This window comes from Enterobacter sp. UCD-UG_FMILLET, from assembly GCF_000762975.1.
GTDB lineage: Bacteria > Pseudomonadota > Gammaproteobacteria > Enterobacterales > Enterobacteriaceae > Enterobacter > Enterobacter dykesii.
The window spans coordinates 39,119-65,425 of sequence record NZ_JRJC01000040.1 but is presented as its reverse complement, the minus strand read 5'-3'; the positions used below and the strand labels follow the sequence as shown (position 1 = coordinate 65,425).

Annotated in this window: 22 protein-coding genes and 2 pseudogenes; 11 read left to right on the top strand and 13 right to left on the bottom strand. The window is 55.7% G+C overall.

Annotated features, from left to right (window positions below; translation table 11 throughout):
* The 6 genes from LA04_RS23890 to ssuE form a co-directional block, all read right to left on the bottom strand.
* On the bottom strand, positions 1-158 hold a 158-nt coding region (locus tag LA04_RS23890; protein ID WP_442854765.1), incomplete at its 3' end, for a helix-turn-helix domain-containing protein.
* Positions 159-272: 114 nt separating this feature from the next.
* Complete coding sequence (ssuB, locus tag LA04_RS19620) at positions 273-1,043, bottom strand: aliphatic sulfonates ABC transporter ATP-binding protein (protein ID WP_047652848.1); 771 nt, start codon at positions 1,041-1,043, stop codon at positions 273-275.
* The gene (ssuC, locus tag LA04_RS19615) at positions 1,040-1,831 is read right to left on the bottom strand and encodes an aliphatic sulfonate ABC transporter permease SsuC (protein WP_032658177.1); all 792 of its coding nucleotides are present in this window, start codon (positions 1,829-1,831) and stop codon (positions 1,040-1,042) included. Before ssuC ends, ssuB begins: the two co-directional genes overlap by 4 nt.
* A 9-nt stretch (positions 1,832-1,840) precedes the next feature.
* A complete protein-coding gene (gene ssuD / locus LA04_RS19610) occupies positions 1,841-2,986 on the bottom strand; it encodes an FMNH2-dependent alkanesulfonate monooxygenase (RefSeq protein ID WP_047652847.1) in 1,146 nt (381 codons plus the stop codon).
* Positions 2,983-3,945, bottom strand: a complete 963-nt coding sequence (locus tag LA04_RS19605) for a sulfonate ABC transporter substrate-binding protein (RefSeq protein ID WP_032638812.1) — start codon at positions 3,943-3,945, stop codon at positions 2,983-2,985. Before LA04_RS19605 ends, ssuD begins: the two co-directional genes overlap by 4 nt.
* The gene (ssuE, locus tag LA04_RS19600; RefSeq protein ID WP_008499940.1) at positions 3,938-4,513 is read right to left on the bottom strand and encodes an NADPH-dependent FMN reductase; all 576 of its coding nucleotides are present in this window, start codon (positions 4,511-4,513) and stop codon (positions 3,938-3,940) included. Before ssuE ends, LA04_RS19605 begins: the two co-directional genes overlap by 8 nt.
* Before the next feature lie 248 nt (positions 4,514-4,761).
* Here ssuE and pyrD point away from each other — a divergent pair, with 248 nt between their 5' ends.
* Both pyrD and zapC read left to right on the top strand, forming a co-directional pair.
* On the top strand, positions 4,762-5,772 hold the full coding sequence (pyrD, locus tag LA04_RS19595) for a quinone-dependent dihydroorotate dehydrogenase (protein ID WP_047652846.1): 1,011 nt from the start codon (positions 4,762-4,764) through the stop codon (positions 5,770-5,772).
* 165 nt (positions 5,773-5,937) lie between these two features.
* On the top strand, positions 5,938-6,480 hold the full coding sequence (gene zapC / locus LA04_RS19590; RefSeq protein WP_047652845.1) for a cell division protein ZapC: 543 nt from the start codon (positions 5,938-5,940) through the stop codon (positions 6,478-6,480).
* On the opposite strand, the pseudogene LA04_RS19585 reads toward zapC, so the two are convergent.
* Positions 6,477-7,587 (bottom strand): annotated as a pseudogene (locus tag LA04_RS19585) (YcbX family protein). The gene zapC and the pseudogene LA04_RS19585 sit on opposite strands and share 4 nt — an antisense overlap.
* A gap of 98 nt (positions 7,588-7,685) precedes the next feature.
* On the opposite strand from LA04_RS19585, the gene rlmKL reads away from it, so the two are divergent.
* The 6 genes from rlmKL (at position 7,686) to rmf (ending at position 15,612) form a co-directional block, all read left to right on the top strand.
* Positions 7,686-9,794, top strand: a complete 2,109-nt coding sequence (gene rlmKL, locus LA04_RS19580; RefSeq protein ID WP_047652844.1) for a bifunctional 23S rRNA (guanine(2069)-N(7))-methyltransferase RlmK/23S rRNA (guanine(2445)-N(2))-methyltransferase RlmL — start codon at positions 7,686-7,688, stop codon at positions 9,792-9,794.
* Positions 9,795-9,806: 12 nt separating this feature from the next.
* On the top strand, positions 9,807-11,714 hold the full coding sequence (locus LA04_RS19575) for an ABC transporter ATP-binding protein (protein WP_047652841.1): 1,908 nt from the start codon (positions 9,807-9,809) through the stop codon (positions 11,712-11,714).
* 13 nt (positions 11,715-11,727) lie between these two features.
* Positions 11,728-12,981, top strand: coding sequence for a membrane integrity-associated transporter subunit PqiA (gene pqiA / locus LA04_RS19570; protein WP_047652840.1), 1,254 nt, complete (start codon positions 11,728-11,730; stop codon positions 12,979-12,981).
* Positions 12,982-12,985: 4 nt separating this feature from the next.
* Positions 12,986-14,626: an intermembrane transport protein PqiB gene (pqiB, locus tag LA04_RS19565; RefSeq protein ID WP_047652839.1), complete on the top strand. Its 1,641-nt coding sequence runs from the start codon at positions 12,986-12,988 to the stop codon at positions 14,624-14,626.
* The gene (pqiC, locus tag LA04_RS19560; RefSeq protein ID WP_024907767.1) at positions 14,623-15,189 is read left to right on the top strand and encodes a membrane integrity-associated transporter subunit PqiC; all 567 of its coding nucleotides are present in this window, start codon (positions 14,623-14,625) and stop codon (positions 15,187-15,189) included. Before pqiB ends, pqiC begins: the two co-directional genes overlap by 4 nt.
* A 255-nt stretch (positions 15,190-15,444) precedes the next feature.
* Positions 15,445-15,612: a ribosome modulation factor gene (gene rmf, locus LA04_RS19555; RefSeq protein WP_013097261.1), complete on the top strand. Its 168-nt coding sequence runs from the start codon at positions 15,445-15,447 to the stop codon at positions 15,610-15,612.
* A 71-nt stretch (positions 15,613-15,683) separates the two neighbouring features.
* On the opposite strand, the pseudogene fabA reads toward rmf, so the two are convergent.
* Positions 15,684-16,203: pseudogene (fabA, locus tag LA04_RS19550) on the bottom strand (3-hydroxyacyl-[acyl-carrier-protein] dehydratase FabA).
* A gap of 68 nt (positions 16,204-16,271) precedes the next feature.
* The gene (locus tag LA04_RS19545) at positions 16,272-18,032 is read right to left on the bottom strand and encodes an AAA family ATPase (RefSeq protein WP_047652838.1); all 1,761 of its coding nucleotides are present in this window, start codon (positions 18,030-18,032) and stop codon (positions 16,272-16,274) included.
* Between the two features lie 186 nt (positions 18,033-18,218).
* On the opposite strand from LA04_RS19545, the gene matP reads away from it, so the two are divergent.
* Positions 18,219-18,671, top strand: coding sequence for a macrodomain Ter protein MatP (matP, locus tag LA04_RS19540; RefSeq protein WP_032658161.1), 453 nt, complete (start codon positions 18,219-18,221; stop codon positions 18,669-18,671).
* A 66-nt stretch (positions 18,672-18,737) separates the two neighbouring features.
* Here the strand turns inward: matP and ompA are convergent, their stop codons facing one another.
* Together ompA and sulA are read right to left on the bottom strand one after the other, a co-directional pair.
* Positions 18,738-19,793: a porin OmpA gene (gene ompA / locus LA04_RS19535; RefSeq protein ID WP_023311028.1), complete on the bottom strand. Its 1,056-nt coding sequence runs from the start codon at positions 19,791-19,793 to the stop codon at positions 18,738-18,740.
* 354 nt (positions 19,794-20,147) lie between these two features.
* Complete coding sequence (gene sulA / locus LA04_RS19530) at positions 20,148-20,657, bottom strand: SOS-induced cell division inhibitor SulA (protein ID WP_033145120.1); 510 nt, start codon at positions 20,655-20,657, stop codon at positions 20,148-20,150.
* 217 nt (positions 20,658-20,874) lie between these two features.
* Between sulA and LA04_RS19525 the strand changes: the two genes are divergently transcribed.
* Entirely contained in the window at positions 20,875-21,501 is a 627-nt protein-coding gene (locus LA04_RS19525; RefSeq protein WP_047652837.1) for a TfoX/Sxy family DNA transformation protein, read from the top strand.
* Here the strand turns inward: LA04_RS19525 and yccS are convergent.
* Positions 21,458-23,620 carry a YccS family putative transporter gene (gene yccS, locus LA04_RS19520; RefSeq protein WP_047652836.1) on the bottom strand — a complete coding sequence of 721 codons (2,163 nt, stop codon included), beginning with the start codon at positions 23,618-23,620 and terminating at the stop codon, positions 21,458-21,460. The genes LA04_RS19525 and yccS overlap by 44 nt on opposite strands.
* A 19-nt stretch (positions 23,621-23,639) precedes the next feature.
* On the bottom strand, positions 23,640-24,086 hold the full coding sequence (locus LA04_RS19515; RefSeq protein ID WP_023311032.1) for a YccF domain-containing protein: 447 nt from the start codon (positions 24,084-24,086) through the stop codon (positions 23,640-23,642).
* Between the two features lie 123 nt (positions 24,087-24,209).
* Here LA04_RS19515 and helD point away from each other — a divergent pair, with 123 nt between their 5' ends.
* The gene (gene helD, locus LA04_RS19510; protein ID WP_047652834.1) at positions 24,210-26,264 is read left to right on the top strand and encodes a DNA helicase IV; all 2,055 of its coding nucleotides are present in this window, start codon (positions 24,210-24,212) and stop codon (positions 26,262-26,264) included.
* Positions 26,265-26,307: the final 43 nt, after the last annotated feature.

Below are 26,307 nucleotides of genomic sequence, written 5' to 3'. Positions count from 1 at the left end.
GACGGGCCTTCCTGAGCCCAGCGCTGAAGCCACTTGTAGCCGGTGGCAGGTGAAATGCCGTAGTGACGGCAGAGGTAACGGATGTTCGCCCCGTCCTGCGAGGCGAACAAAACAAACTCAGTACGTAATGACATGGTATCTCTCGCATCCCAGGGCATAAGCGACTCCATAAACGGGTTCTTATGCCTTAGTTGTAAGTGTCTACCATGTCCCCGAACAAGTGTTCACTATGTCCCCGGACCGTACAGTGGGAGAGGGCCGGGGTGAGGGCATCAGGCATTAGCCTTAACTCGCTCTAACTCCGTCCCCCCGCGCTTCATCACCCGATCCAATACCTCAGCTTCCAGCTCCGCCAGTCTTGCCGAGCCCACGCGACGAGGCCGCGGAAGATCCACCGTCAGGTCCAGACCGATTTTCCCGTCCTCTATTAACAGCACCCGGTCGGCCATCGCGACGGCCTCGCTCACGTCATGCGTCACCAGCAGTACCGTAAAGCCGTGCGCCTGCCACAGGGATCCTATCAAATCCTGCATTTCGATCCGCGTCAGGGCGTCGAGCGCGCCCAGCGGTTCATCAAGCAACAGCAGGCCCGGACGGTGAATCAACGCCCGCGCCAGCGCCACGCGCTGCTTCTGCCCACCCGAGAGGGCTGCAGGCCATTCGTCCGCACGATTTTCCAGCCCAACGGCGGCCAGCGCCTGTCGGGCTTCATCCCGCCAGCTGCCCTTAAGACCGAGCCCGACGTTGTCGATAACCGTTTTCCACGGCAGCAGGCGTGCATCCTGAAACATCATGCGGGTATCGTCCTGAATATTCGAAAGCGGCGTCGTTCCTGCCAGAATGTCACCGCCGTTGGGGGCTTCCAGTCCGGCCAGAAGGCGTAGCAGGGTACTCTTGCCGCCGCCGCTGCGACCAACAACGGCCACAAATTGTCCGGCGGGAATATGCAGATCCAGCCCGTTAAGAATGGTGTTTTCGCCGTAGCGTTTGGTCACGCCGTTCAGCAGTAACGGTGTTCCCTGGTTCAGTCGTGCCGTATTCATGCTTTCGCCTCCTGAAGGGTGTAGGCCGGGTTCCAGCGCAGCCAGCTGCGCTCCAGCCACTGGGCGCTAACGTCGGCGAGTTTGCCGAGCAGGGCATACAGAATGATGGCAACCACCACCACGTCCGTTTGCAGGAATTCACGGGCGTTCATCGCCAGGTAGCCAATGCCTGAGTTGGCCGAAATGGTCTCCGCCACAATCAGCGTCAGCCACATCAGGCCGAGCGCAAAACGCACCCCGACCATAATGGAGGGCAGGGCGCCCGGCAGGATCACGTGTATAAAGAGAGAAAAACCCGTTAAGCCGTAGCTGCGCGCCATCTCCACCAGACCGCGATCGATGTTGCGGATGCCGTGCCAGGTGTTGATGTAGATCGGGAACAATGTGCCCAGCGCCACGAGGAAGATCTTGGCGCTCTCATCAATACCAAACCACAGGATAACCAGCGGGATCAGCGCCAGATGCGGCACGTTGCGCAGCATCTGAATGGAGGTATCCAGCAGCCGCTCGCCCCAGCGGGAAAGGCCGCTAATCAAGCCCAGAACCAGACCGATGCTGCCGCCGATGGAAAACCCAATCACGGCGCGCCAGGAGCTGATCGCCAGATGCTGCCACAGCTCACCGCTGACGCTCAGCGACCAGAACGCTTCTACGACGCCCTCCGGAGAGGGCAGAATGCGGCTCGACAGCCAGCCGGTGGACGACGCGAGCTGCCAGAGAGCCACAATGCCGACGGGTAAAAACCACGGCGCGGCGCGCAGCAGCCATTTTTGTGAGGTGGCAGACATGGTCACTCCTTAGCTCTGCGCGGCTTTTCGTGGAATAAATTCGTTCGCCACGGCTTCGCCCTGAAGCTGGAGTTGCTGCGGCTGCGGAATTTCCGGGATGGCGACATCCAGGTGTGGGAATAACAGTTCGCCTACCTTGTAGGCCTCTTCCAGGTGCGGATAACCGGAGAGAATGAAGCTGTCGATGCCCAGCTCAGCGTATTCGTTGATACGTGCAGCTACGGTCGGTCCGTCACCGACCAGCGCCGTGCCCGCACCGCCGCGCACCAGGCCGACGCCCGCCCACAGGTTCGGGCTGATCTCAAGGTTCTCGCGTTTGCCGTTGTGCAGGGACGCCATTCGGTGCTGTCCGACGGAGTCGGTGTTAGCAAACGCGGCCTGCGCCCTGGCAATGGTCTCATCGTCCAGGTGGGAAATCAGGCGGTCCGCCGCCTGCCAGGCTTCTTCATTGGTCTCGCGCACAATCACGTGCAGGCGAATGCCGAAGCGCACCTTGCGGCCATGGGCGGCCGCCTTAGCTCGTACCTGGGCAATTTTTTCTTTCACCAGCTCAGGCGGTTCGCCCCAGGTCAGATAGAGATCGACCTGCTCTGCTGCCAGATCCTGGGCCACATCCGACGAGCCGCCAAAATAGAGCGGCGGGCGCGGCTGCTGCACCGGCGGGAAATAGAGTTTCGCGTCACGAACGTGAATATGCTTGCCTTCAAAGGTGACGGTTTCCCCTTCCAGCAGACGTCGCCAGACGCGGGTGAACTCGGCGGAGGCTTCATAGCGCTCGGTATGGTCGAGGAACACCCCATCGCCCGCCAGCTCCTGCGGATCGCTACCCGTCACCAGGTTAAACAGGGCGCGACCGTTGGACAGCCTGTCCAGCGTTGCCGCCTGACGCGCCGCCACGGTGGGGGAGACTACGCTCGGGCGTAACGCAACCAGGAACTTCAGACGCTGGGTGACCGGGATCATCGACGCGGCCACCAGCCAGGCATCTTCACATGAACGTCCGGTCGGGATCAGCACCCCGGTGAAACCGATTCGGTCCGCCGCCTGCGCAATCTGCTGCAGGTAGCCGTGGTCAACCGGGCGTGAGCCCTCTTCTGTACCAAGATAGTGTCCATCACCGTGGGTAGGTAAAAACCAGAAAAGATTCAGACTCATGATTTAGCTCCTTCTTTGCCTGCGGGCTGCCAGATGCGTTCGCGAATAGTGACCTGTTTTGGCACCAGGTGGTTTTGATAGAAAAGATCAGCCGTTTGTTGCTGAAGCGCGGCGACGTGCGCGTCCACGGGCGTAATGGTGGTCGGCGGACGGTGGTTGAGATAGCTCGCGATCACCGGCTCAGGTAAGCCCATGGTTTTCGCCAGCAGGGCAATGCTCTCCTGACGCTGGGTCTGGGTCAACGCATCGGCCTGGGTAAAGGTATCCAGTACGCCCTGAATAAATGCGCCGTTCTTTTCCGCATAAGGACGCGCGGCCAGATAGAACGAACCGGTCTGCTTCAGCGTGGTACCGTCTTTCAGCACGCGAACGCCGCCCTGCAGCAATGCGGCGGAGTAGTACGGATCCCAGATGGCCCAGGCATCAACGTTCTTCTGCTGGAACGCGGCGCGGGCGTCGGCAGGCGTCAGGTAAACGGGCTGAATGTCAGTGAACTTGAGCCCGGCTTCTTGCAGTGCACGCAGCAGCAGGTTGTGTGAGCTGGAACCTTTCTGGAAAGCCACTTTATGCCCTTTGAGGTCGGCGACGCTTTTAATGTCGCTGTTTTCAGGCACCAGAATCACTTCGGCCTTCGGTTTGGGTGGCTCAACGCCCACATAGACGAGGTCCGCTCCCGCCGCCTGGGCGAATATCGGCGGAATATCACCCGTGCTGCCGAGATCGATACTGCCGACGTTCAGGGCTTCCAGCATCTGCGGGCCAGCCGGGAACTCCACCCAGGAGAATTTGGTGTCCGGGAAGCGTTTTTCCAGCAGCTGGTGGCTTTTCGCCAGCACCATGCTGACGCTGCCTTTCTGATAGCCGATACGCAAGCTTTCCGGAGCCGTTTCTGCGGCATGGGCCAGCGAGGTAAGCGCCATCAGACCGGCCAGTCCGATGCGGGTTAAGGTTTTAAACATGTGCGACTCCTTGAGGCTGACCAAACGCCGGCGCCTGGATATCCCGGCGGTGCAGGGCATGCCAGAAGGTTTCCAGGGCGTTGTCGAGGCGGGTTTGCAGGTTCGGCGTAAAATGAGGTTTATGTTGATAATCGATAACCTGGGAGTCATCGGCGAAAACGCCGTGGAGGATCTCCTGCGCTTTCAGCGCGTTCAGCACCGGCTTCAGGGCATAATCCACGGCCAGTAAATGGGCAACCGTACCGCCCGTTGCCAGCGGCAGCACAACTTTGCCGTCCAGGGCGCGTTCCGGAAGCAGATCGAGCAGGGTTTTCAGCGCCCCGGAAAAAGAGGCTTTATAAATAGGCGTTGCCACAATTAAGCCGTCAGCGCCGTTAAGCTGCTCGATGAGCGTTTTTAGCGCTGGGCTGTCGAAGCGGGCGTAGAGCAGATCTTCAGGTTCGAAGTTATGCAGGTTCCAGTGGCACACTTCCACATCCAGGGCATTGAGTTTTTCGCGGGCATATTCCAGCAGGGCGCTGGAGCGCGAAGGGAATCGTGGACTTCCGGCCAGGGTAATGACGCGCATACTTCCTCCTTATAACCAATTGTTTGCTTTTATCTAACATTCATAACAATTTTCAGGAGTGTGACACCGCGCGGTTATTCCACTAAATGATTTATCTGCAATTAAAATGCGAAAAAGTGCATAAGAAATAAACTGGGAGGTAAACGATTGCGTTTTGCGCTGATTTTTTGCCGCAGGTCAATTCCCTTTCGCGCGTGGATCGCCCATAATCCCCTCCCGGTTTGCACACCGGGAATCCAGGAGAGTTCATGTACTACCCCTTCGTTCGTAAAGCCCTTTTCCAGCTCGACCCTGAGCGCGCTCATGAATTTACATTCCAGCAATTACGTCGTATTACCGGAACGCCGCTGGCCGCGCTGGTGCGTCAGAATGTGCCGGTAAAACCTGTGCAGTGCATGGGTCTGACCTTTAAAAATCCGCTGGGTCTGGCGGCCGGTCTGGACAAAAATGGCGAGTGCATTGATGCCCTGGGCGCGATGGGCTTTGGCTCCATTGAAATCGGTACCGTCACGCCGCGCCCGCAGCCGGGAAATGACAAGCCGCGCCTGTTCCGCCTGGTTGAAGCCGAAGGGCTGATCAACCGCATGGGCTTTAATAACCTCGGTGTTGATCACCTGGTTGAGAACGTAAAAAAAGCCCATTTTGACGGGATATTAGGCATCAATATCGGCAAAAATAAAGACACGCCGGTAGAGCAGGGTAAAGATGACTATCTGATTTGTATGGAAAAAGTCTACGCCTATGCCGGTTATATTGCGGTGAATATTTCTTCACCCAATACCCCGGGTCTGCGCTCTTTACAATATGGCGAAGCGCTGGACGATCTTCTGAGTGCCATTAAAAATAAACAAAATGAACTTCAGTCGATCCACCATAAATATGTTCCGGTCGCGGTTAAGATCGCCCCGGATCTTTCTCCCGAAGAATTGATCCAGGTTGCCGACAGTTTGGTTCGCCATAATATTGATGGTGTTATTGCGACCAATACTACCCTCGATCGTTCCCTTGTGCAGGGAATGAAAAACTGTGACGAAGCGGGTGGCTTAAGTGGACGTCCGGTGCAATTAAAAAGCACCGAAATTATTCGCGCCCTGTCTGCGGAATTAAAAGGACGTCTGCCGATTATTGGCGTCGGCGGTATTGACTCGGTGATTGCTGCGCGCGAGAAGATGGCGGCGGGTGCGTCACTGGTGCAAATTTATTCCGGCTTTATTTTTAAAGGACCGCCGCTGATTAAAGAAATCGTTACTCATCTCTAATCTTTTCTCTTAATCAGACAACCAGGGCTTTATTTCCAGCCCTGGTTGTTTTATATTCCGTCACTGTTGCTTATTTAGTCATTATAGTCTTTTATTAATGGTGTTATAAACGAGGCGGCAAACAGGACATTTTTAGTACAGGACGTTTGGGGACGGGAGAGACACATGCGAATTAAACCTGACGATAACTGGCGCTGGTATTTTTGCGACGAGCATGACCGAATGATGCTCGATTTAGCCAATGGCATGTTGTTTCGTTCTCGTTTTGCCCGCCGAATGTTAACCCCGGATGCATTTTCCCCGTCGGGCTTTTGCGTTGACGATGCGGCGCTTTATTTCTCCTTTGAAGAAAAATGTCGCGATCTGGTGCTCTCTAAAGAGCAGCGTGCCGAGCTGGTATTAAATGCGCTGGTGGCTATCCGCTTCCTGAAACCGCAAATGCCAAAGAGCTGGCATTTTCTTGCGCATGGTATGAGCTGGACCCCGGCAACGGGCGATGCGGCGAGCGTCAATCTGAGCGATACCGCAGAAGAGGTGAGCCTGCTGGTGGTTGAGCCAGGCGAAAATGCTGCGCTCTGCCTGCTGGCGCAGCCCGGCGTAACCATTGCCGGGCGGACGATGCAGCTTGGCGATGCCATTAAAGTGATGAATGACCGGCTGAAGCCACAGCTGCGCGTGGATGCCTTCAGCCTCGAACAGGCGGTTTAAGCTTCCAGTTGTACGGACGTTTTCGGTATGCAGCTACAGCACAGAATTGTGCCGTCATTTCCAATTGCCGATTTTTTCAGCGCACTGACCTCTCCATCCACCAGCTTGATGCGACAGCATCCGCAAATGCCTGCGCGACAGGAATAGGGTACGCGAATTTCCTGCCTGCTCCAGTTGCTCAAGTAATACCTGCTGGTTGTTGCCACGGATGACGTTGCCCTGCCAGTGAATATCTACCGCAGAGGCGACATTCGTCACAACGTCGACCATTTCTTCTTCCTGACCCGAGCCGTACACCCTTGCAGGCCCACGGGCAAGAATTTCGACCTCATCGCCGACGCGGATCGCGCCGCTGGAGCGCGGGATCAGGTTCTGGCCGAAATCCACATCGCCGTTGTCCTGCGCGGTGCGGAACGACTGCAGCGTCTTCAGCGGTTCACCAGAAGGGTGCTTCAGCCCTTTTTCGGGGCTCACCGTGGTGAAAATGCAGCGGCTGCAGGGTTTTACGACATCAAAGATGACGCTGCCGATGCGGATCACTTTCCAGGTGTCTTCTTCCCAGGCGTCGGCGCCCGTGACCACCAGGTTCGGACGGAACTGTTCCATCTGAACGCTGGCTTTGCAGCGGCCTTGTAAATCACGCAGCGAGGCTTCGTTAGTCAGCAGGAACGGAAAACCATCGGCGAAGGAGAGGGGAACGGCGTCATGTCGCTTCACGCGACGCGTCGGTTCAGGACCTACCCAGCGCAGTTGCACGTCGCGGGAGAAGAAACCGCTCAGCCAGCGGTTAATCTCATCCGGGGCGATGCGCGCGGTAAAATGATTGCCCCACACTTCCGTTGGCGCATCGACAGGCGCAAAATCAGCAAAGCGAATGACCGCGCTGGAACCGTCCGGCGCGGTAAGGTGCAAACCGTCATGAAACGGGGAAGGGGTAAAGCGAACCATCTGCGGGAACTGACGTGCGGTAATGAACGTGCCGTCAGGCTCGGTGACCATAAAAATACGATCGAAGGCGAATCCGCTCATGTCGGCCAGCGCGTGAGAGACGCCGATGCCGCGCATGGATTTCACCGGATGAATAAAAAGCCTGGATAACGTCGCCACTGCACACTCCCACAAATGAAAATAAGCCTTCAACTTTATGACATACACGCCATATTAGCTATAATGCGCGACAATTTTCTAAGAGTAAAAGTGACGATATGAATTCTCTGTTTGCCAGTACGGCCCGTGGGCTGGAAGAGCTGTTAAAAACTGAACTGGAAAGCCTGGGCGCGCAAGAGTGCCAGGTGGTTCAGGGTGGTGTCCATTTTGAGGGCGACACGCGGCTTATTTACCAGAGCCTGATGTGGAGCCGTCTGGCGTCGCGCATCATGCTGCCGATGAAGGAGTGCAGGGTCTATAGCGACCTGGACCTCTATACCGGCGTACAGATGATCGACTGGACAGAGATCTTCATGCCCAACGCTACCTTTGCGGTGCATTTCAACGGCGTGAACGATGAGATCCGCAACAGCCAGTACGGTGCCCTGCGCGTCAAAGACGCCATTGTTGACTGCTTCACGCGTAAAAATAAGGAACGTCCGAACGTCGATCGCGAAAATCCGGATCTGCGTATTAACGTCTGGCTCAACGGTGACACGGCGAGTATTTCTCTCGATCTGAGCGGCGCGGGCCTGCACCTGCGCGGCTACCGCGATCGTACCGGTATGGCGCCAATTAAAGAAACTCTGGCCGCCGCCATTGTGATGCGCTCCGGCTGGCAGCCGGGCACGCCGCTGCTCGATCCGATGTGTGGTTCCGGTACGTTGCTGATTGAAGCGGCCATGCTGGCAACCGACCGCGCGCCGGGCCTGCATCGCGGCCACTGGGGTTTTAAAGGCTGGGCGCAGCACGACGAAGCGCTCTGGAAAGAGGTCAAAGACGACGCGCAAACCCGCGCGCGTAAGGGGCTGGCGGAATATACCTCCCACTTCTACGGTTCGGACAGCGACCCGCGCGTAATCGAACGCGCGCGCAGCAACGCCCGTCGCGCCGGTATCGGCGAGCTTGTCACCTTCGAGGTGAAAGACGTAGCGAACCTCACCAACCCGCTGCCGAAAGGCCCGTACGGTACGGTTATCAGCAACCCGCCATACGGCGAGCGTCTGGACAGCGAACCGGCGCTGATTGCCCTGCACAGCCTGCTGGGGCGCAATATGAAGGACTACTTCGGCGGCTGGAACCTGTCGCTGTTTAGCGCCTCGCCGGAGCTGCTGAGCTGCCTGCAGCTGCGTGCCGATCGCCAGTTTAAGGCGAAAAACGGCCCGCTGGACTGCGTGCAGAAAAACTACCATCTGGCGGAGAAGGCGGCGGACAGCAAGCCATCCGGCGTGGCGGAAGATTACGCCAATCGCCTGCGCAAGAACCTGAAGAAATACGAGAAGTGGGCGAAGCAGGAAGGGATTGAATGCTACCGCCTGTACGACGCCGATCTGCCGGAGTACAACGTGGCGGTCGACCGCTACGCGGACTGGGTGGTGATTCAGGAATATGCGCCACCGAAAACCATTGATGCGCAAAAAGCGCGTCAGCGTATGCTGGACGTTATCGCGGCCACCATCGCCGTGCTCGGCATTGCGCCAAACAAGCTGGTGCTGAAAACCCGCGAGCGTCAGAAAGGGAAAAATCAGTACCAGAAGATGGGCGAGAAGGGCGACTTCATCGAAGTGGGCGAATACAACGCCCGCCTGTGGGTGAACCTGACCGACTATCTGGATACCGGCCTGTTCCTCGACCACCGTATCGCCCGTCGCATGCTGGGTCAGATGAGCAAGGGGAAAGATTTCCTCAACCTGTTCTCCTATACCGGGAGCGCCAGCGTGCACGCCGGTCTCGGCGGCGCGCGCAGCACCACTACGGTGGATATGTCCCGCACCTATCTGGAGTGGGCCGAGCGCAACCTGCGTCTCAACGGTCTGACAGGACGTCAGCATCGCCTGATGCAGGCAGACGTGCTGGGCTGGCTGCGCGATACCGACGAGCAGTTCGACCTGATCTTTATCGATCCGCCGACCTTCTCTAACTCCAAGCGTATGGAGGATAGCTTTGACGTTCAACGCGATCACCTGCGCCTGATGACCGACCTGAAGCGCCTGCTGCGCAAAGGTGGCACAATTATGTTCTCGAACAACAAACGCGGCTTCCGTATGGATCATGACGGTTTAGCAGCCCTGGGACTGAAAGCACAAGAAATCAGCCAAAAAACGCTGTCTCAGGACTTTGCCCGTAACCGTCAAATTCATAACTGCTGGTTGATTACCGCGGCCTGAAAGGAAATATAAATGTCTTTAATTAGTATGCACGGCGCGTGGCTCTCTTTCAGCGACTCGCCGCTTCTCGATAATGCAGAGCTGCATATCGAAGATAACGAACGCGTCTGCCTGGTGGGCCGTAACGGCGCGGGTAAATCCACGCTGATGAAAATCCTCAACCGCGAGCAGGGGCTGGATGACGGCCGCATCGTTTACGAGCAGGATCTGATCGTCTCCCGCCTCCAGCAGGATCCGCCGCGTCACGTGACCGGCAGCGTTTACGATTTCGTGGCGGAAGGCATTTCTGAGCAGGCCGAATACCTGAAGCGCTATCACGAGATTTCGCATCTGGTGATGACCGACCCGAGCGACAAGAACCTCAACGAACTGGCGAAAGTGCAGGAGATGCTCGATCACCACGGTCTGTGGCAGCTTGAAAACCGCATTAACGAGGTTCTGGCCCAGCTTGGTCTGGAAGCGGACATGGAGCTGTCGGCGCTCTCCGGCGGCTGGCTGCGTAAAGCGGCCCTGGGCCGCGCGCTGGTCAGCGGGCCGAAGGTGCTGCTGCTGGACGAACCGACGAACCACCTGGATATCGAAGCGATTGACTGGCTGGAAGGCTTCCTGAAAACCTTCAGCGGCACCATCATCTTTATCTCGCACGACCGTTCGTTTATTCGCAACATGGCGACGCGTATTGTCGATCTCGACCGCGGCAAGCTGGTCACCTATCCTGGCGATTACGACACCTATCTACTGGAGAAAGAAGAAAACCTGCGCGTGGAAGAGCTGCAGAATGCGGAGTTCGACCGCAAGCTGGCGCAGGAAGAGGTGTGGATCCGCCAGGGCATCAAGGCCCGCCGTACTCGTAACGAAGGTCGCGTGCGCGCTCTGAAGGCAATGCGCCGTGAGCGCAGCGAACGCCGTGAAGTGATGGGCAGCGCCAAAATGCAGGTGGAAGAAGCGTCCCGTTCCGGCAAGATTGTCTTCGAAATGGAAAACGTCAACTATCAGGTTGATGGCAAAGTGCTGGTGAAGGATTTCTCCGCCCAGGTTCAGCGCGGCGACAAAATTGCGCTTATCGGCCCGAACGGCTGCGGTAAAACCACGCTGCTGAAGCTGATGCTGGGCCAGCTGCAGGCCGACAGCGGCCGCATTCACTGTGGAACTAAGCTGGAAGTGGCCTACTTCGACCAGCACCGCGCGGAGTTGGATCCGGACCGCACGGTGATGGATAACCTCGCCGAAGGCAAGCAAGAGGTGATGGTAAACGGCAAACCGCGCCACGTGCTGGGCTATCTGCAGGACTTCCTGTTCCATCCGAAACGTGCGATGACCCCAGTGCGTGCGTTATCTGGCGGAGAGCGTAATCGTCTGCTGCTGGCGCGTCTGTTCCTGAAACCAAGTAACCTGTTGATTCTCGATGAACCAACGAACGACCTGGATGTCGAAACGCTGGAATTACTCGAAGAACTGATTGACGGTTATCAGGGGACCGTGATGCTGGTTAGCCACGATCGTCAGTTTGTGGATAACACCGTAACCGAATGCTGGATCTTCGAAGGTGAAGGGCGAATTGGACAATACGTAGGCGGTTATCACGATGCAAAAGGACAGCAATCGCAGTCTCTGGCGCAGAAACAGTCAAAGTCCAAAATAAGTCCAGAACCTGCTGTAACAAAAGCAGAAACTGTTAAAAAATCTCCTGCTAAAATGAGTTATAACCTGCAGCGCGAACTCGAGGGGCTGCCTCAGCGCCTTGAAGAGCTGGAGGCCGCTCTCGAAACGTTGCAGATGCAGGTCGCTGATGCGTCATTCTTTACGCAGCCGCACGACTATACTCAGAAAGTACTGTCAGAACTGTCCGCGGCTGAAAAAGCCCTGGAAGAAGCATTTGAGCGCTGGGAGTACCTTGAGTCTCTGAAGAACGGCGCATAAACAGGGATAACATATGTGTGACCAGCACCATGCCGACAGGCATATTTTATGCTCGCAATGCGATATGCTCGTGGCGTTGCCAGAGCTTGGTCACGGACATAAAGCCCTGTGTCCACGTTGCGGCGCAACGTTGACAACCGAGTGGGACGCGCCGCGGCAGCGTCCCACTGCTTACGCTCTTGCAGCATTGTTCATGCTGCTGCTCTCCAATCTCTTCCCCTTCATCTATATGAAGGTGGGGGGGATAACCAGCCAGGTGGATTTGCTTGAAATCCCGGGCGTGATGTTCTCGGAAGATTACGCCAGCCTCGGCACCTTTTTTCTCCTGTTTGTCCAGATAGTCCCGGCTTTCTGCCTTGTCGTTATCCTTTTACTGGTCAACCGCGTCAGGATGCCGGCATTACTGAAAATCCGGCTCGCGCGAATCCTGTTTCAGCTCAAAAGCTGGGGTATGGCCGAAATTTTTCTGGCGGGCATTCTGGTCAGTTTTGTGAAGCTCATGGCTTACGGCGATGTGGGGATCGGCAGCAGTTTTGTTCCGTGGTGCCTGTACTGTGTCCTGCAGCTGCGCGCGTTCCAGTGCGTGGACAGGCGCTGGGCGTGGGATGACATCGCCCCGGCACCGACGCTTGCGCAGACGGTAAAAGTCGGCGTGCCCGGCATTCGCCAGGGGCTGCGTTCCTGCCCATGCTGTACCGCCGTGCTGCCCGCCGATCTCGACGTTTGTCCGCGCTGCAAAACGAAAGGTCACGTACGCCGTAAAAATAGCCTTCAGTGGACGATGGCGCTGCTGGTCACGTCCATCATGCTGTATCTGCCTGCCAATATTCTACCGATCATGATCACCGATTTGCTCGGCGATAAAATGCCCTCGACGATCCTCGCCGGGGTGATCCTGCTGTGGGGCGAAGGTTCCTATCCCGTCGCCGGCGTGATCTTTATCGCCAGTATTATGGTACCAACCTTAAAAATGATCGCCATCGCCTGGCTCTGTTGGGACGCTAAGGGCCATGGAAAACGCGACAGCGAACGCATGCACCTGATTTATGAAGTGGTCGAGTTTGTCGGACGCTGGTCAATGATTGACGTGTTTGTCATCGCCGTTCTCTCTGCACTGGTGCGGATGGGCGGTTTGATGAGTATTTATCCCGCGATGGGGGCTTTAATGTTTGCACTGGTCGTGATTATGACCATGTTTGCGGCCATGACCTTCGACCCTCGTTTATCGTGGGATCGTGAGCCTGAATCAAGCCATGAGGAAGAGTAAGAGCATGGAAAATAAGAGTGGAGAGGCGAAAGTGCAGAAGGTCAAAAACTGGTCGCCGGTGTGGATTTTCCCCATCGTGACCGCGCTGATCGGTGCATGGATCCTGTTTTATCATTACAGCCATCAGGGACCCGAAGTCACGCTGATAACCACCAATGCCGAGGGGATTGAGGGCGGTAAAACGACCATCAAAAGCCGTAGCGTGGACGTGGGCGTGGTCGAAAGCGCAACCCTGACCGACGATTTAACCCATGTGGAGATTAAGGCGCGCCTTAATGCCGGCATGGAAAAACTGCTGCATGGCGATTCCGTTTTCTGGGTCGTTAAGCCGCAGGTGGGACGTGAAGGGATCAGCGGTTTGGGGACGCTGCTCTCCGGGGCCTATATCGAACTGCAGCCAGGTGCTAAGGGTAACCAGCCAGCCCAATACCAGCTTCTGGATTCACCGCCGCTTGCACCGCCTGATGCCAAAGGTATCCGCGTGATCCTCGACAGCAAAAAAGCAGGGCAGCTCACGGCGGGCGACCCGGTCCTGTTCCGCGGTTACCGCGTCGGGTCGGTTGAGAAAAGCACGTTTGATCCGCAGAAACGCGCGATCAGCTATCAGCTCTTCATTAATGCGCCAAACGATCGCCTGGTCACCAGCAACGTCCGTTTCTGGAAAGACAGCGGGATCGCCGTGGATCTGACCTCGGCAGGTATGCGCGTTGAAATGGGGTCGCTGACCACGCTGTTTGGCGGTGGCGTGAGTTTTGACGTGCCGGAGGGTCTGGATTTGGGCCAGCCGGTTGCAGAGAACACCGCTTTCCGTCTCTTTGACGATCAAAAAAGCATTCAGGATGCGCTCTATACCGATCACGTTGACTTCCTGATGTTCTTTAAAGACTCCGTTCGCGGCCTGCAGCCGGGGGCGCCTGTTGAGTTCCGCGGCATTCGTCTCGGTACGGTTGGGCAAGTGCCGTTCTTCGTTCCGGGCCTTCAGCAGGTGCTGGACGATGATTACCGCATTCCGGTACTGATTCGCATTGAACCAGAGCGTCTGCTTAACCAGATTGGTGAAAATCAGGATATCGCTACCCATATCACCCAACTGATGGAACGCGGTTTACGCGGGTCGCTGAAAACCGGCAACCTGGTAACCGGTGCGCTGTATGTGGATATGGACTTCTACCCGAAAGCACCGCCGATTACCGGTATCCGTGAATTCGGTGGCTACAAGATCATCCCAACGGTGAGTAGCGGTCTGGCTCAGATCCAGCAGCGTCTGATGGAAACGCTGGATAAGATCAACAATCTGCCACTGAATCCGATGATTGAAGCGGCGACGAACTCTCTTAGTGAAAGCCAGGCAACGATGCGTCGCCTGCAAACCACGCTGGATAACATCAACAAGATCACGGCGAGCCAGAGCATGCAGCAGCTGCCGCAGGATATGCAGAAAACGCTGCGTGAGCTGAACCGCAGTATGCAGGGCTTCCAGCCGGGTTCAGCGGCATACAACAAGATGGTGGCAGATATGCAGCGTCTTGATCAGGTCTTGCGTGAACTGCAGCCGGTGCTGAAAACGCTCAACGAGAAGAGCAATGCGCTGGTGTTCGAAGCGAAAGATAAAAAGGATCCTGAGCCGAAGAGGGCAAAACAATGAAAAAGTGGCTATTGATGGTTGGCGCTCTGCTGTTAACGGCGTGCAGTTCAGGGGTAGATAATAAAAGCTACTATCAGCTGCCTGTGGCTACCCACAGCGGTGGACAAAGCACGGCCAGCCAGGGAAACCGCCAGCTGTGGGTTGAGCAGGTTGCCGTGCCGGATTATCTGGCAGGGAACGGCGTGGTCTATCAGACCAGCGACGTTAAATACGTGATCGCGACGAACAACCTGTGGGCCAGCCCGTTGGATCAGCAGCTGCGCAACACGCTGGTGGCCAATCTGGGCAGTCAGCTTCCGGGCTGGGTTGTCGCGTCGCAGCCGCTGGGTAACGACCAGGATACGCTTAACGTCACGGTCACGGGCTTCCACGGCCGTTATGACGGTGCGGTGGTGATCAGCGGCGAGTGGTTGCTGAACCATCAGGGGCAGCTGATTAAGCGTCCTTTCCATCTGGAGCTGAAGCAGCAGAAAGATGGCTATGACGAAATGGTGAAAGTTCTGGCTCAGGGTTGGGCACAGGAGTCGGCCAGCATCGCGAGAGAAATTTCCCGGCTGCCATAAGTAAAATTCATCATCAAAAACCGCAGTTGGCCTGTTGCTGATTGCGGTTTTTTTTCGTTTTCAGTTCAGATTGTTACTTGTGCCACGTCACAATTTTTGTACAAATGAACTTCTGGCTAGCTCACAAATATGACACCCGTATGAATTTTGAACATTGACGATGCGACTAATTCGGGGTATTCGTTATCTGTGCCTGTGCAGATAGTGCAGACACTGTTTTCTTTCCACCAGACAAAAGAATGAGGGAAACGAGGCATGAAGAGACAGAAACGAGATCGCCTGGAACGGGCTCATCAACGTGGTTATCAGGCCGGCATCGCTGGACGTTCTAAAGAAATGTGTCCTTATCAGACGATAAATCAAAGGTCACAATGGCTTGGAGGCTGGCGAGAAGCCATCGGCGACAGGGCACTCATAGCCTGATAACGTCTCTTTTAAAAAAGAAACCTCCGCAATGCGGAGGTTTCGCCTTTCTGGGGGTGCCAAAAGCACGATCAGAAAGCTGAAGTGTCCTGGAACAGGCCAACTTTCAGGTCGCTTGCGCTATAGATCAGACGACCGTCAACAAGCACTTCGCCATCTGCCAGGCCCATAATCAGGCGGCGGGTTAACGATGCGCTTGAAGTGAATACGATAGGTCACTTTCTTCGCTGTAGGCAGAACCTGGCCAGTGAATTTTACTTCGCCCACGCCCAGCGCGCGGCCTTTACCTTCGCCACCCAGCCAGCCCAGATAGAAGCCAACCAGCTGCCACATTGCATCGAGGCCCAGGCAGCCAGGCATTACCGGATCGCCAATAAAGTGGCAACCGAAGAACCACAGGTCCGGGTTGATATCGAGTTCTGCTTCTACGTAACCCTTATCGAAGTTACCGCCGGTTTCGGTCATTTTCACGACACGGTCCATCATCAGCATGCTTGGGGCCGGTAACTGTGGGCCTTTTGCGCCAAACAGTTCACCGCGACCAGAGGCAAGAAGATCTTCTTTTGTATAGGATTCGCGTTTATCTACCATGTTCTCAGTAAGCCTTATTTTAGTGAAGGACGCAGGATAGCTAACACGTGTACGCTGAACAAGTCCGATCAGTTCGAACTAAACCAGCCCAACCAGCGTAACGGCCATGGATAACGATGACGAGCATCCTGCTGTGTCGCCTGAGCAATGCGCTCCTGGATAGTCTGCATCAGGGTAGTTTGCCCTTCGCCATCCCAAACCAGATTTGTCAGTAAGGGTAGCGCATCCTCAATCCCTTCGATGGCCCAGATGGCGAATTGCTCTTGCTCAACTGCATCCAGAATATCCTGACTGAGGCTCAAATGGCGTGCGTTGGGAGCAGGAATAATCACACCCTGTTTGCCGTTTAAACCGCGCTGCTGACAGATGGAGAAGAAGCCTTCAATTTTTTCGTTGAGGCCTCCCACTGGCTGGGCACGACCGAACTGGTCCACCGAACCGGTGATTGCGATGTTCTGATTGATGGGCACTTCCGCCAGGGCGCTGATTAAGGCGCACAGCTCGGCCATAGAGGCGCTATCGCCATCCACTTCGCTGTAGGACTGCTCAAACGTCAGCGAGGCGGAGAAGGGGATCTGTTGCTCAAGCTGCAGCTCTGACATCAAAAACGCCTGCATGATCATCATGCCTTTCGCGTGAATGTTGCCGCCCAGCTCGGCTTTCCGTTCGATATCGGTGAACTCGCCATCGCCAATGTGCACAACGCAGCTGATACGGGACGGTTCCCCGAATGCGCGCGGATGGCCGGGAAATTCAATCACCGACAGGGCGTTGATCTGCCCGACGCGTTCGCCTTCGGTCTCTACCAGAATTTGTTCCAGCAGAATTTCATCCTGCATACGGTCGGCAAGATAGCCTTCTCGCCACTCACGCTGAGCCAGCATCTGAGTGAGCTGTTCGCCGGTGAACGCTCCGTCACCGCTGATCACGCCCACTTCACGCAGCTGTTTACCGATCCAGAGCGGGCAAAGCGGCAGCGTTTCCTGGTCACCGGTGTAGCGCACGGCTTCGCGGATTAAGCCCGGCCACGCGTCAGCCGCAGGGGTTGGTAGCGCAAAACGTTCAGCAACGGCCATCACCCACTGGCACCACTGCGCCATATCGTCGGCGTCAGCAATCTGGATGTTGTCTTCGTATTCGCTATACACCGCCTGCTCAGCGAGTTCCGGCTCCATTTCCTGGAAGTCCGCCAGCGATTCGCGGTCGCCCGTCAGCACGACGGTCAGCGACAGCGGCATAGACGGAACGGAGACAGGAAGAGGACGAGACTCATCGTAGCCCACCCAGTCGAAACGCTGCTGGTGCACGATGGTTTTCAGACGCATCCACAGCAGCGGCTGCGAGAGCAGGGTACGCAGTGAGATGATGAGAACACCGCCATTTGCGCGATGTACCAGCCCCGGCTGCAGCGAAAGCTCGCCGTTAAACTGGCGCAGACAACCAAAGAGTTGTTCCGCCTCGACCCAGTTAGCGGTAATCACCTCGCCCTTAGCGGCAAAACGACCATCGGCCTGCGCCGCTGGTTCGAAAGTGACATCATGTCCCGCAATACGATACTGACCGCCAAAAACTGCGTTCGCTTCCGGCTTCAGCTGGCGCACGGCATCTCCGAGCAGCGTCAGGTATTCCGCTTCTTCCGGGGCCTTGAGCAGCATGAAGGGCGCGGTTGCCCATGGGCTTAACACCTGCTCCAGCGCATAATGCAAACGAGGCTGCGTATCGCTAAGGATGAATTCGTGTTCTTTTGCGAGTTCGGGCTGTGCAAACAGTTCCTGGTAACTTTCGGTATCCGGAACAAGGTCACGCCATGCAAGTTTCGTAATGGTCAAAGTTGATGTTTTTTAGTCAGATGTAAAAGCGTGGAGTATACCGTAAGCGGGGGGCTGTACCCAAGCAGGATTGGGTATTTCGGCAGGGCGATTGGCTGCATTCACTCACAGGATATGATTTCTTTTCAGCAGATTGCTAAAAAACTGATATTCTGAACAGAGTTACGTGGTAACACTGAGATAGCAATGAAATATCAACAACTGGAAAATCTCGAAAGCGGCTGGAAATGGAAGTACCTGGTCAAAAAGCACCGTGAAGGGGAGCTGATCACCTGCTACGTCGAAGCCAGCGCTGCGCAAGAAGCCGTGGATATTTTGCTGACCCTCGAAAATGAACCGGTACAGGTTAACGGCTGGATTGAGAAACACATCAATCCTGCACTGTTAAACCGGATGAAGCAAACTATCCGTGCGCGACGCAAACGGCATTTTAATGCTGAGCATCAGCACACTCGCAAAAAATCAATCGACCTGGAATTTGTTGTCTGGCAGCGACTGGCCGGGCTGGCACAACGACGGGGCAAAACGCTGTCGGAAACCATCGTGCAGCTGATTGAGGATGCAGAACATAAAGAGAAATACGCCAACCAGATGTCGACACTGAAGAACGACCTTCAGGCGCTGTTGGGTAAAAAGTAGATTAGTTTACTTTTCTTCAGACAATAAAAAACCCCGCATTGCGGGGTTTTTTTATAAGACGATAACTTATGCCGCTGGCTGAGTTACAACGTCTTTGATGCCTTTAACTTCGATCTCTACGCGACGATCTGGAGCCAGGCAGTCGATCAGTGCAGCGCGAGCTTTCACGTTGTCACAGGTGTTGCCAGTAACTGGGTTAGATTCGCCCATACCACGTGGGGAGATCTTGTTAGCTGGGATACCTTTAGAGATCAGGTAATCAACAACAGACTGAGCACGTTTCTCAGACAGTTTCTGGTTGTAAGCGTCAGAACCGATACGGTCGGTGAAGCCCAGAACCACTACGGAACCGTCTTTAGGATCCAGGTTGCTCAGCTGGGTGTACAGCTGATCCAGTGCCTGCTGGCCTTCTGGTTTCAGAGTCGCTTTGTTGAAGTTGAACAGAACGTCAGACTTCAGAGTGAAGTGCTTGGTCTGTACTTCTGGAGCTGGAGCCGGCGCTGGAGCAACAACTGGTGCTGCTTCTTCCTGCTGGCCGAAACGGTAGGAAACACCTACGCTCAGCATGCCGTTGTCTGGACGAACACCAACGGTGTTGCCGTCGCCGATGTTGTTAACCCACTGGTATTCCAGACGGGTAGCGATGTCACGGGTCATAGCCCACTCAACGCCACCAGCGAATACTGGGGAAACACCGGTGTCATGGTTGTCACCAGAAATGTTGTTGCTGGAGTCTGCACGCCATACCATGCCGCCCAGACGGGTGTACACGTCCAGATCGTCAGTGATTGGGTAGCCCAGTTTAGCGGTCAGTTGAACGCCCTGTGCTTTGAAAGCGCCGTTGATGGTGTCGCCTTTGTATGGCATACGACCTAACCAGTCGTAACCCATTTCAAAACCAACATACGGGTTAACCTGATAGCCACCGAACGCACCTGCACCAAGCTGGCTCTCGTGAGTAGGGCCATCATTGTTCAGGCTGCTGTTGTACCAGCCGGTGTCGTGGAACTGAGACCAGCCCAGTTTACCACCTGCATACCAGGTATTATCTTTCGGAGCGGCCTGCGCTACGGTAGCGAAGCCAGCCAGTGCCACTGCAATCGCGATAGCTGTCTTTTTCATTTTTTGCGCCTCGTTATCATCCAAAATTCGCCATGAAAGTCTCAGGAGAGAATCACGGTTAAATCCTTCACCGGGGGGCGTGGTCAAATATAAATCTACCGATATCTTCGGCTTAGGCCGAGCACCCCTGGCGATGTAAAGTCTACAACGTAGCTGAAAACTTACAAGTGTGAAGTCCGTCAGGCATATGAAAAAAAAAGTTCCGTATACCGATTATTTAACATTTTTCGAACGAATTTTGTGCAATAAAATTAAGAAGAACCGCACCAGACAAGCCTTGCCGCAATTTTCAGACCGGGAACTTAAATCCCATCTTGTGGTCAAAAAAAATTCCAGGAAAAATCTTAATTTCACTCAATGATACAAATTTGAGTGAATTTTTAGCCCAGAAAGTTGTCCTCTGCGGTAAGAATCCGATCGAACCGGACGCATAATGAACCCGATTGCATTCCCTTCTTCAGCTGCTTCAGTCAGACGGAAATGTTCCTCTTCCGTCAATTCTTCCGGTAACCATCCAATCACCACGCTGTAATTTCCGGTGCGTAACGCGCGGATCATCGACTCAACGGTATCGCACGGCGGAAGCTGGTTAATTTGCATGACCTTAGTTAGAGGAAGGCCTGCGGACTGAACCCACTCACGGCTCAGTTTTTGCTGAGGCGTGAGCCAGAGCTGCCAGCGCGATTGCTGACCAAGCTGTTGCAATAACGGCAACAACAGAAGTTGCGTCAACAGGGGCTGGTCTTCACGATAAACCACTTCACTGATAAGCCCCGTGGAAACACGCTCGACGGAATTCTGCGCGACATTGCCTGCGGTAGAAGAGAGAGAGGTTGAGCGATTTGCATAGCCTGAAGTGTGCATATTCATTCCAGCCCTGTAGTTACTGTATGGATATACAGTAACCCCTGTATGCATAAAGATCAACCTCATTTTCGGAAAGCGACTCGCAAAATTCATTCAATGTTGATGTCCCTCGAAAAATCATCTTGCTCATCGGCGATAAGTTGCCTATTTTCCTGCTAACGGATCCGCTAGTAAGAAATTTCGTTGTTACTTTATGATTTTGAAGGGAAATATCATGAAAAAGATATCTTATGAACGGATTTATAAATCCCAGGAATACCTCTCCCCGTTGGGCGAAATTCATCACCGGGCTCTGTTTGGAGGCTATACCCTGGCGGTAGATGATGCGGTGTTTGCCATGGTGTCAGACGGCGAACTTTATCTTCGCGCCTGTGAGGAGAGTGCGAAATACTGTGTAAAAAATGCCTCCTCTTTTTTGACGTTGATGAAGCGAGGCCGCCCGGTGCTGCTCAACTACTATCGTGTGGATGACGGATTATGGCAGGACAGGGAGCGGTTGCTTCAGCTCTCCTCGTTTGCGCTTAGTGCGGCAAGAAAAGAGCGCTATCAGCGCCATCAACGAAACCGCTTAAAGGATCTGCCAAACCTGACCTTTCAGCTTGAAGTCTTGCTCTTTGAAGCAGGCATCACTAATGAGGAAACGCTGCGGGCGCTGGGTGCCAGAGAGAGCTGGCTGAAGATGCGGGCAAAAAACAAAGCGCTCGGTATTAAGGTTCTCTTCGCGCTGGAAGGGGCTATCGAGGGGCTGCATGAGGCGGCACTCCCGGCAGGCATTCGCCGGGAGCTGACGGAGTGGTTTAATGCGCTGCCTGAGCCACAGGAGAATCACTCCTCCAGGTAGCGATTTGCTGTTGCAGCCGGCAAATTTCAGGCAGCAGAGCGATAAGCAGGCCTATCTGCTGAAGTACCAGCGGCGCTTTGCTGTCGTTTCCAGGGTCAAGATGCGCAATGCGTTGAGCCAGTTCATCCAGCGCCTGTTGCACGCGCGGCTCATCGGCCGGTCGGTGATGAAGTGCGTCATCGACATAACAGACGGCGTCATCGAGCAGATTGAGAATACCCGGGTTGGTGAGTTTCTCGCGGTGGGCACCGAGCGTCGAAATATAGCTGGTGAACGTATGGTTCAGGCAGAGCAGGCGGAACGCCGTCTCACGAATCTCCGCCGTAGCGCGAGGCTCCGTTGACATATTAGAGACAACGGAGGCCAGTTCTGCGTCACTGTTATGCGCGTCGCGACGGGCTATCCGGTAAGCCAGGCGGTTATCGCGCCCCTGGTGGTACTGCTCCAGGATTGCGTCAAGGTATCGACAGTTGGCGTTCATTGCCCTGTCTACCACGCGCGGCAAATTGCGGAAACGCCAGTCCGGCCAGATAAAGCTGACCGCGGCCCAGGCAATCGCACAGCCAATCAGGGTATCGATCACGCGGGGCAGGGCAACTTCAAACCCTTCACCCAGCAGGTTAAAGCAGAGCAGCACCAGCAGTGTGATGAACATGGTGGCGTGGGCGTACTGCACGTTGCGAAACGCGAAGAACAGCACGCCGGTGATCACAATCAGGATCAGTTGACCTTCTACGGAGGGCACAAAATAGAGCACCGGAAGGCCGATCGCGACGCCGACCAGCGTGCCGATAATGCGCAGCGCAAGACGGTGTCGGGTGGCGTTATAGTTCGGCTGGCAGACGAACAGGCTGGTCAGCAGGATCCAGTAGCCGTGGTGCAGCCCGGTTATCTGGATAAAGGCATACCCCACGCACAGCACCAGCGACATTCTCACCGCGTGGCGAAAGAGTGCCGACTCCGGCGTAAAGTTGCGGCTCAGCCGTAGCCACATATCGCTAACGCTGTGCACGCTGTCATCAGCAAGCTGATTTTCCACCTCACTGCCCGGCAGCGCCATCGCCTGTTCGGACTCGATTGTCGCCAGCTGAGCATCAATTGCCCGCAGGTTGTTCAGCAGAAAGCCCAGCGCTTTGATGTGCTCCGGTGACGTTCCGCTGGCCTGAACGCGGTCGAGCGCCGCATCAAGGTGGCTGAATACGCGTTCAAATCGGGGGTCATGTTGATAGGGCGTGCGCAGCAGAATGGAGCGCGAGAGCTGCTGGCACGCGTGAGACTGCATGGACAGCAGGCGCTGGAAGCGGAACATCACGTCGCTGTAGCGGAACTTCTCACGCAGGGCCGCGTATTGAACGTGCGAGGAGCTGGCACGTTCGTGAATGTCCTGGGCGGCAAAATAGTAGTGTAAGGTCCTTCGCGTTCCGCGCTGACCGCGATCGCCGCGCAGACGGGTAAGCAGAGAGGCTTTTGTCTGGTTAAGGGTGGCGACCAGCTGGCCGTTTGCCAGCGCCAGATCGTAGAGCGGAGCCTGGCTTTCTTCCTCAATATCCGGGTCGAACAGCCGGGATTTCAGTTCCAGATAGTGGGCTAACTGCTCAAAGCTGCGGGCAAGATTATCCTGCAGCGGGCGAACGGGGAAGATCAGATGACCGGTTAGCGTCAGCAGGTTATACCAGATGGCGCCCAGCAGCAGGAGAACCGGCTGCTGGTACCACTGGTCGTACAGGGAAACGCCCAGCATGGTGTAGATGGCAATCAGCAATGCACCAAACGCGATGGTGGCATAGCGCTGCCCGAGGCCGCCCAGCAAAATAAACCCGCTGGTTGAGAGCGTAAGACCCAGAGCAAACAGCCAGGGCCACGGAAAAAGCAGCTCAACGGACGCTGACGCAATGAAAAAGCAGACGAGCGTAATGACCAGGTTACGTAAGCGCCCGGCCAGACGATCGTCCAGGTCCGCCAGCGCCCCGGCTACAACCCCCAGCGTAAGCGGAATGGTGAGCTTGACATCATTCAGCCACCAGGGCAGGGCAACCGTGCCGCAAAGCGCGATAAATATCCTGACGTTGTATAGCCAGGTGCTGTTCCAGGTATAACGGCGAAGCAGTGGGCTTAGCATAAACGCGGCCGGTCCTTATTTACTGAAAACGACGACGCGCGTTTGCTTCACGCGCCGCCTGGGCCACTTCTACCGGAACAACCCTGCGACCGACGGGCCAAAGAGCGATAGCGGCGATCTTAAAATTCGCGATCCCCACCGGAATACCAATAATCGTGATGCACTGTGCAATACCGGCAAAAATATGCATGATGCAGAGCCACCAGCCGAAGAAAATCAGCCACAGTATGTTCAGCAGGGTTCCGCCCGTATTCATCAGGGCGTTTTTGCTCTCCGGATTCAGCTCGTCAACGTGGATGGCTTCATTCCCGTAGGGGATTAAGGAGAGTTTTGTGATTTCCCAGCAGGAACGGGTCAGGGGAAGCGTGAAAATCAGGACGATGCTCACCAGCGTGGCAAAAAGCCAGGAAAGGGTGGTGGCAAAACCGCCCAGCACAAAATTCAACACATTCAGAACGGTACGCATAAACCCTCACTTCCTTTCGATAAAATTAACGCCCAATGATTGTAACGTTTTTTTAGGCTGGAGCACCTTAAAACTGGCAGTTAAACTGTCAGGTAAATTATCTCTTCGTGGATTTGGCGGAACATGGAACTGAAAGCAACCTCGTTAGGCAAACGCCTGGCGCAACACCCTTACGACAGGGTGGTTCTCCTTAATGCCGGAGTGAAAGTCTCCGGGGAACGCCACGAATACCTTATTCCGTTTAATCAGCTTCTGGCTATCCACTGTAAACGCGGGCTGGTGTGGGGCGAGCTGGAGTTCGTTCTGCCTGACGATAAAGTCGTGCGTCTTCACGGCACCGAGTGGGCGGAAACCCAGCGTTTCCATCATCACCTGAACGCACTCTGGCAGCAGTGGAGCCAGGATATGAGCGTGATTGCCGCCCAGGTGCTCCAGCAGGTGCTGGACGATATCGCGCAGAGCAACGCGCAACACGCGTGGCTGACCCGTCAGCAGACTGCCGGGCTGCAGCAAAAGATTCGACAGGCACTCTCGGCGCTGCCGCTCTCCGTGACGCGTCTCGACGAATTTGACAACTGTCGCGACGCCTGGCGCCAGTGTCAGGCCTGGCTGAATGACAAGGATAAAAGCCGTCTCGCCCATAACCAGGCGTGGACGGACGCCATGCTCACCCAATACGCCGACTTTTTCAGTACGGTGGAATCTTCACCGCTCAATCCGGCCCAGGCGCGCGCGGTGGTCAACGGCGAGCAGTCGCTGCTGGTGCTGGCGGGGGCCGGTAGCGGTAAAACGTCGGTGCTGGTGGCGCGTGCCGGCTGGCTGCTGACGACCGGGGAAGCGGTAGCCGATCAAATTCTGCTTCTGGCCTTTGGCCGTAAGGCTGCTCAGGAGATGGACGAACGTATCCAGGAACGTCTGCACACCCGGGATATCACGGCCAGAACCTTCCATGCCCTTGCGCTGCATATTATTCAGCAGGGCAGTAAAAAAGTGCCTTCCATCAGTAAGCTGGAAAACGACGCGCAGGCGCGTCAGGCGCTGTTCATCAAAACGTGGCGCCAGCAGTGCAGCGAGAAAAAGGCGCAGGCGAAAGGGTGGCGTCAGTGGCTGGAAGAGGAGCTCAGCTGGGAGGTGCCAGAGGGCAGCTTCTGGCAGGATGACAAACTGGCGCGTCGGCTGGGTTCGCGACTTGACCGCTGGGTCAGCCTGATGCGAATGCACGGTGGATCGCAGGCAGAGATGATTGAAAGCGCGCCGGAGGCGATCCGCGATCTGTTTGCGAAGCGGGTCAAGCTGATGGCTCCGCTGCTGAAAGCCTGGAAAACCGCGCTGAAAGAGGAAAATGCCGTCGATTTCTCCGGTTTAATCCATCAGGCCATCATCATTCTTGAGAAGGGACGTTTTGTCAGTCCGTGGAAACATATTCTGGTGGATGAGTTCCAGGATATCTCACCGCAGCGTGCTGCATTGCTCTCGGCGCTACGGGCGCAAAATAAACATACGTCGCTGTTTGCGGTAGGGGACGACTGGCAGGCCATCTATCGCTTCAGCGGGGCGCAGCTCTCCCTGACGACCGCGTTCCACCACTATTTTGGCGAAGGAGACCGCAGCGATCTGGACACCACCTATCGCTTCAATTCACGCATTGGTGAGATCGCCAACCGCTTTATCCAGCAGAACCCGCATCAGCTGGCAAAGCCGCTCAATAGCCTGCGCCCAGGGGATAAAAAAGCGGTCACCCTGCTGGCGGATGACCAGCTGGAGCCGCTGCTGGACAAGCTCAGCGGCTACGCGAAGCCCGATGAACGTATTCTGGTGCTGGCGCGCTACCATCACCTTAAGCCCGCGGCGCTGGAAAAAGCCGCCACCCGCTGGCCGAAACTGCAGCTTGAATTTATGACCATTCACGCCAGCAAAGGGCAGCAGGCTGACTATGTGATTCTGGTGGGGCTGAAAGAGGGGAGCGACGGTTTCCCGGCCCCGGCCCGCGAGTCGGTGATGGAAGAGGCTCTGCTGCCTGTGCCGGAAGACTTCCCGGATGCCGAAGAGCGGCGTTTGCTGTATGTGGCTATCACCCGCGCGCGGCATCGCGTGTGGCTGCTGTTCAATAAAGAGGAGCCATCCGTGTTTGTCGATATTTTGAAGAGTATAGATGTACCGGTGGCGCGGAAGCCATAACGCCGCCGGGCAAGGATGGGTAGGCCGGGTAAGGCGTCGCCGC

What these genes read in the sequence shown, in the direction of transcription:
- ssuB (WP_047652848.1), bottom strand. Translation starts at nt 1,043, where the DNA reads ATGAATACGGCACGACTGAACCAGGGAACACCGTTACTGCTGAACGGC.
- ssuC (WP_032658177.1), bottom strand. Translation starts at nt 1,831, where the DNA reads ATGTCTGCCACCTCACAAAAATGGCTGCTGCGCGCCGCGCCGTGGTTT.
- ssuD (WP_047652847.1), bottom strand. Translation starts at nt 2,986, where the DNA reads ATGAGTCTGAATCTTTTCTGGTTTTTACCTACCCACGGTGATGGACAC.
- LA04_RS19605 (WP_032638812.1), bottom strand. Translation starts at nt 3,945, where the DNA reads ATGTTTAAAACCTTAACCCGCATCGGACTGGCCGGTCTGATGGCGCTT.
- ssuE (WP_008499940.1), bottom strand. Translation starts at nt 4,513, where the DNA reads ATGCGCGTCATTACCCTGGCCGGAAGTCCACGATTCCCTTCGCGCTCC.
- pyrD (WP_047652846.1), top strand. Translation starts at nt 4,762, where the DNA reads ATGTACTACCCCTTCGTTCGTAAAGCCCTTTTCCAGCTCGACCCTGAG.
- zapC (WP_047652845.1), top strand. Translation starts at nt 5,938, where the DNA reads ATGCGAATTAAACCTGACGATAACTGGCGCTGGTATTTTTGCGACGAG.
- rlmKL (WP_047652844.1), top strand. Translation starts at nt 7,686, where the DNA reads ATGAATTCTCTGTTTGCCAGTACGGCCCGTGGGCTGGAAGAGCTGTTA.
- LA04_RS19575 (WP_047652841.1), top strand. Translation starts at nt 9,807, where the DNA reads ATGTCTTTAATTAGTATGCACGGCGCGTGGCTCTCTTTCAGCGACTCG.
- pqiA (WP_047652840.1), top strand. Translation starts at nt 11,728, where the DNA reads ATGTGTGACCAGCACCATGCCGACAGGCATATTTTATGCTCGCAATGC.
- pqiB (WP_047652839.1), top strand. Translation starts at nt 12,986, where the DNA reads ATGGAAAATAAGAGTGGAGAGGCGAAAGTGCAGAAGGTCAAAAACTGG.
- pqiC (WP_024907767.1), top strand. Translation starts at nt 14,623, where the DNA reads ATGAAAAAGTGGCTATTGATGGTTGGCGCTCTGCTGTTAACGGCGTGC.
- rmf (WP_013097261.1), top strand. Translation starts at nt 15,445, where the DNA reads ATGAAGAGACAGAAACGAGATCGCCTGGAACGGGCTCATCAACGTGGT.
- matP (WP_032658161.1), top strand. Translation starts at nt 18,219, where the DNA reads ATGAAATATCAACAACTGGAAAATCTCGAAAGCGGCTGGAAATGGAAG.
- ompA (WP_023311028.1), bottom strand. Translation starts at nt 19,793, where the DNA reads ATGAAAAAGACAGCTATCGCGATTGCAGTGGCACTGGCTGGCTTCGCT.
- sulA (WP_033145120.1), bottom strand. Translation starts at nt 20,657, where the DNA reads ATGCACACTTCAGGCTATGCAAATCGCTCAACCTCTCTCTCTTCTACC.
- LA04_RS19525 (WP_047652837.1), top strand. Translation starts at nt 20,875, where the DNA reads ATGAAAAAGATATCTTATGAACGGATTTATAAATCCCAGGAATACCTC.
- yccS (WP_047652836.1), bottom strand. Translation starts at nt 23,620, where the DNA reads ATGCTAAGCCCACTGCTTCGCCGTTATACCTGGAACAGCACCTGGCTA.
- LA04_RS19515 (WP_023311032.1), bottom strand. Translation starts at nt 24,086, where the DNA reads ATGCGTACCGTTCTGAATGTGTTGAATTTTGTGCTGGGCGGTTTTGCC.
- helD (WP_047652834.1), top strand. Translation starts at nt 24,210, where the DNA reads ATGGAACTGAAAGCAACCTCGTTAGGCAAACGCCTGGCGCAACACCCT.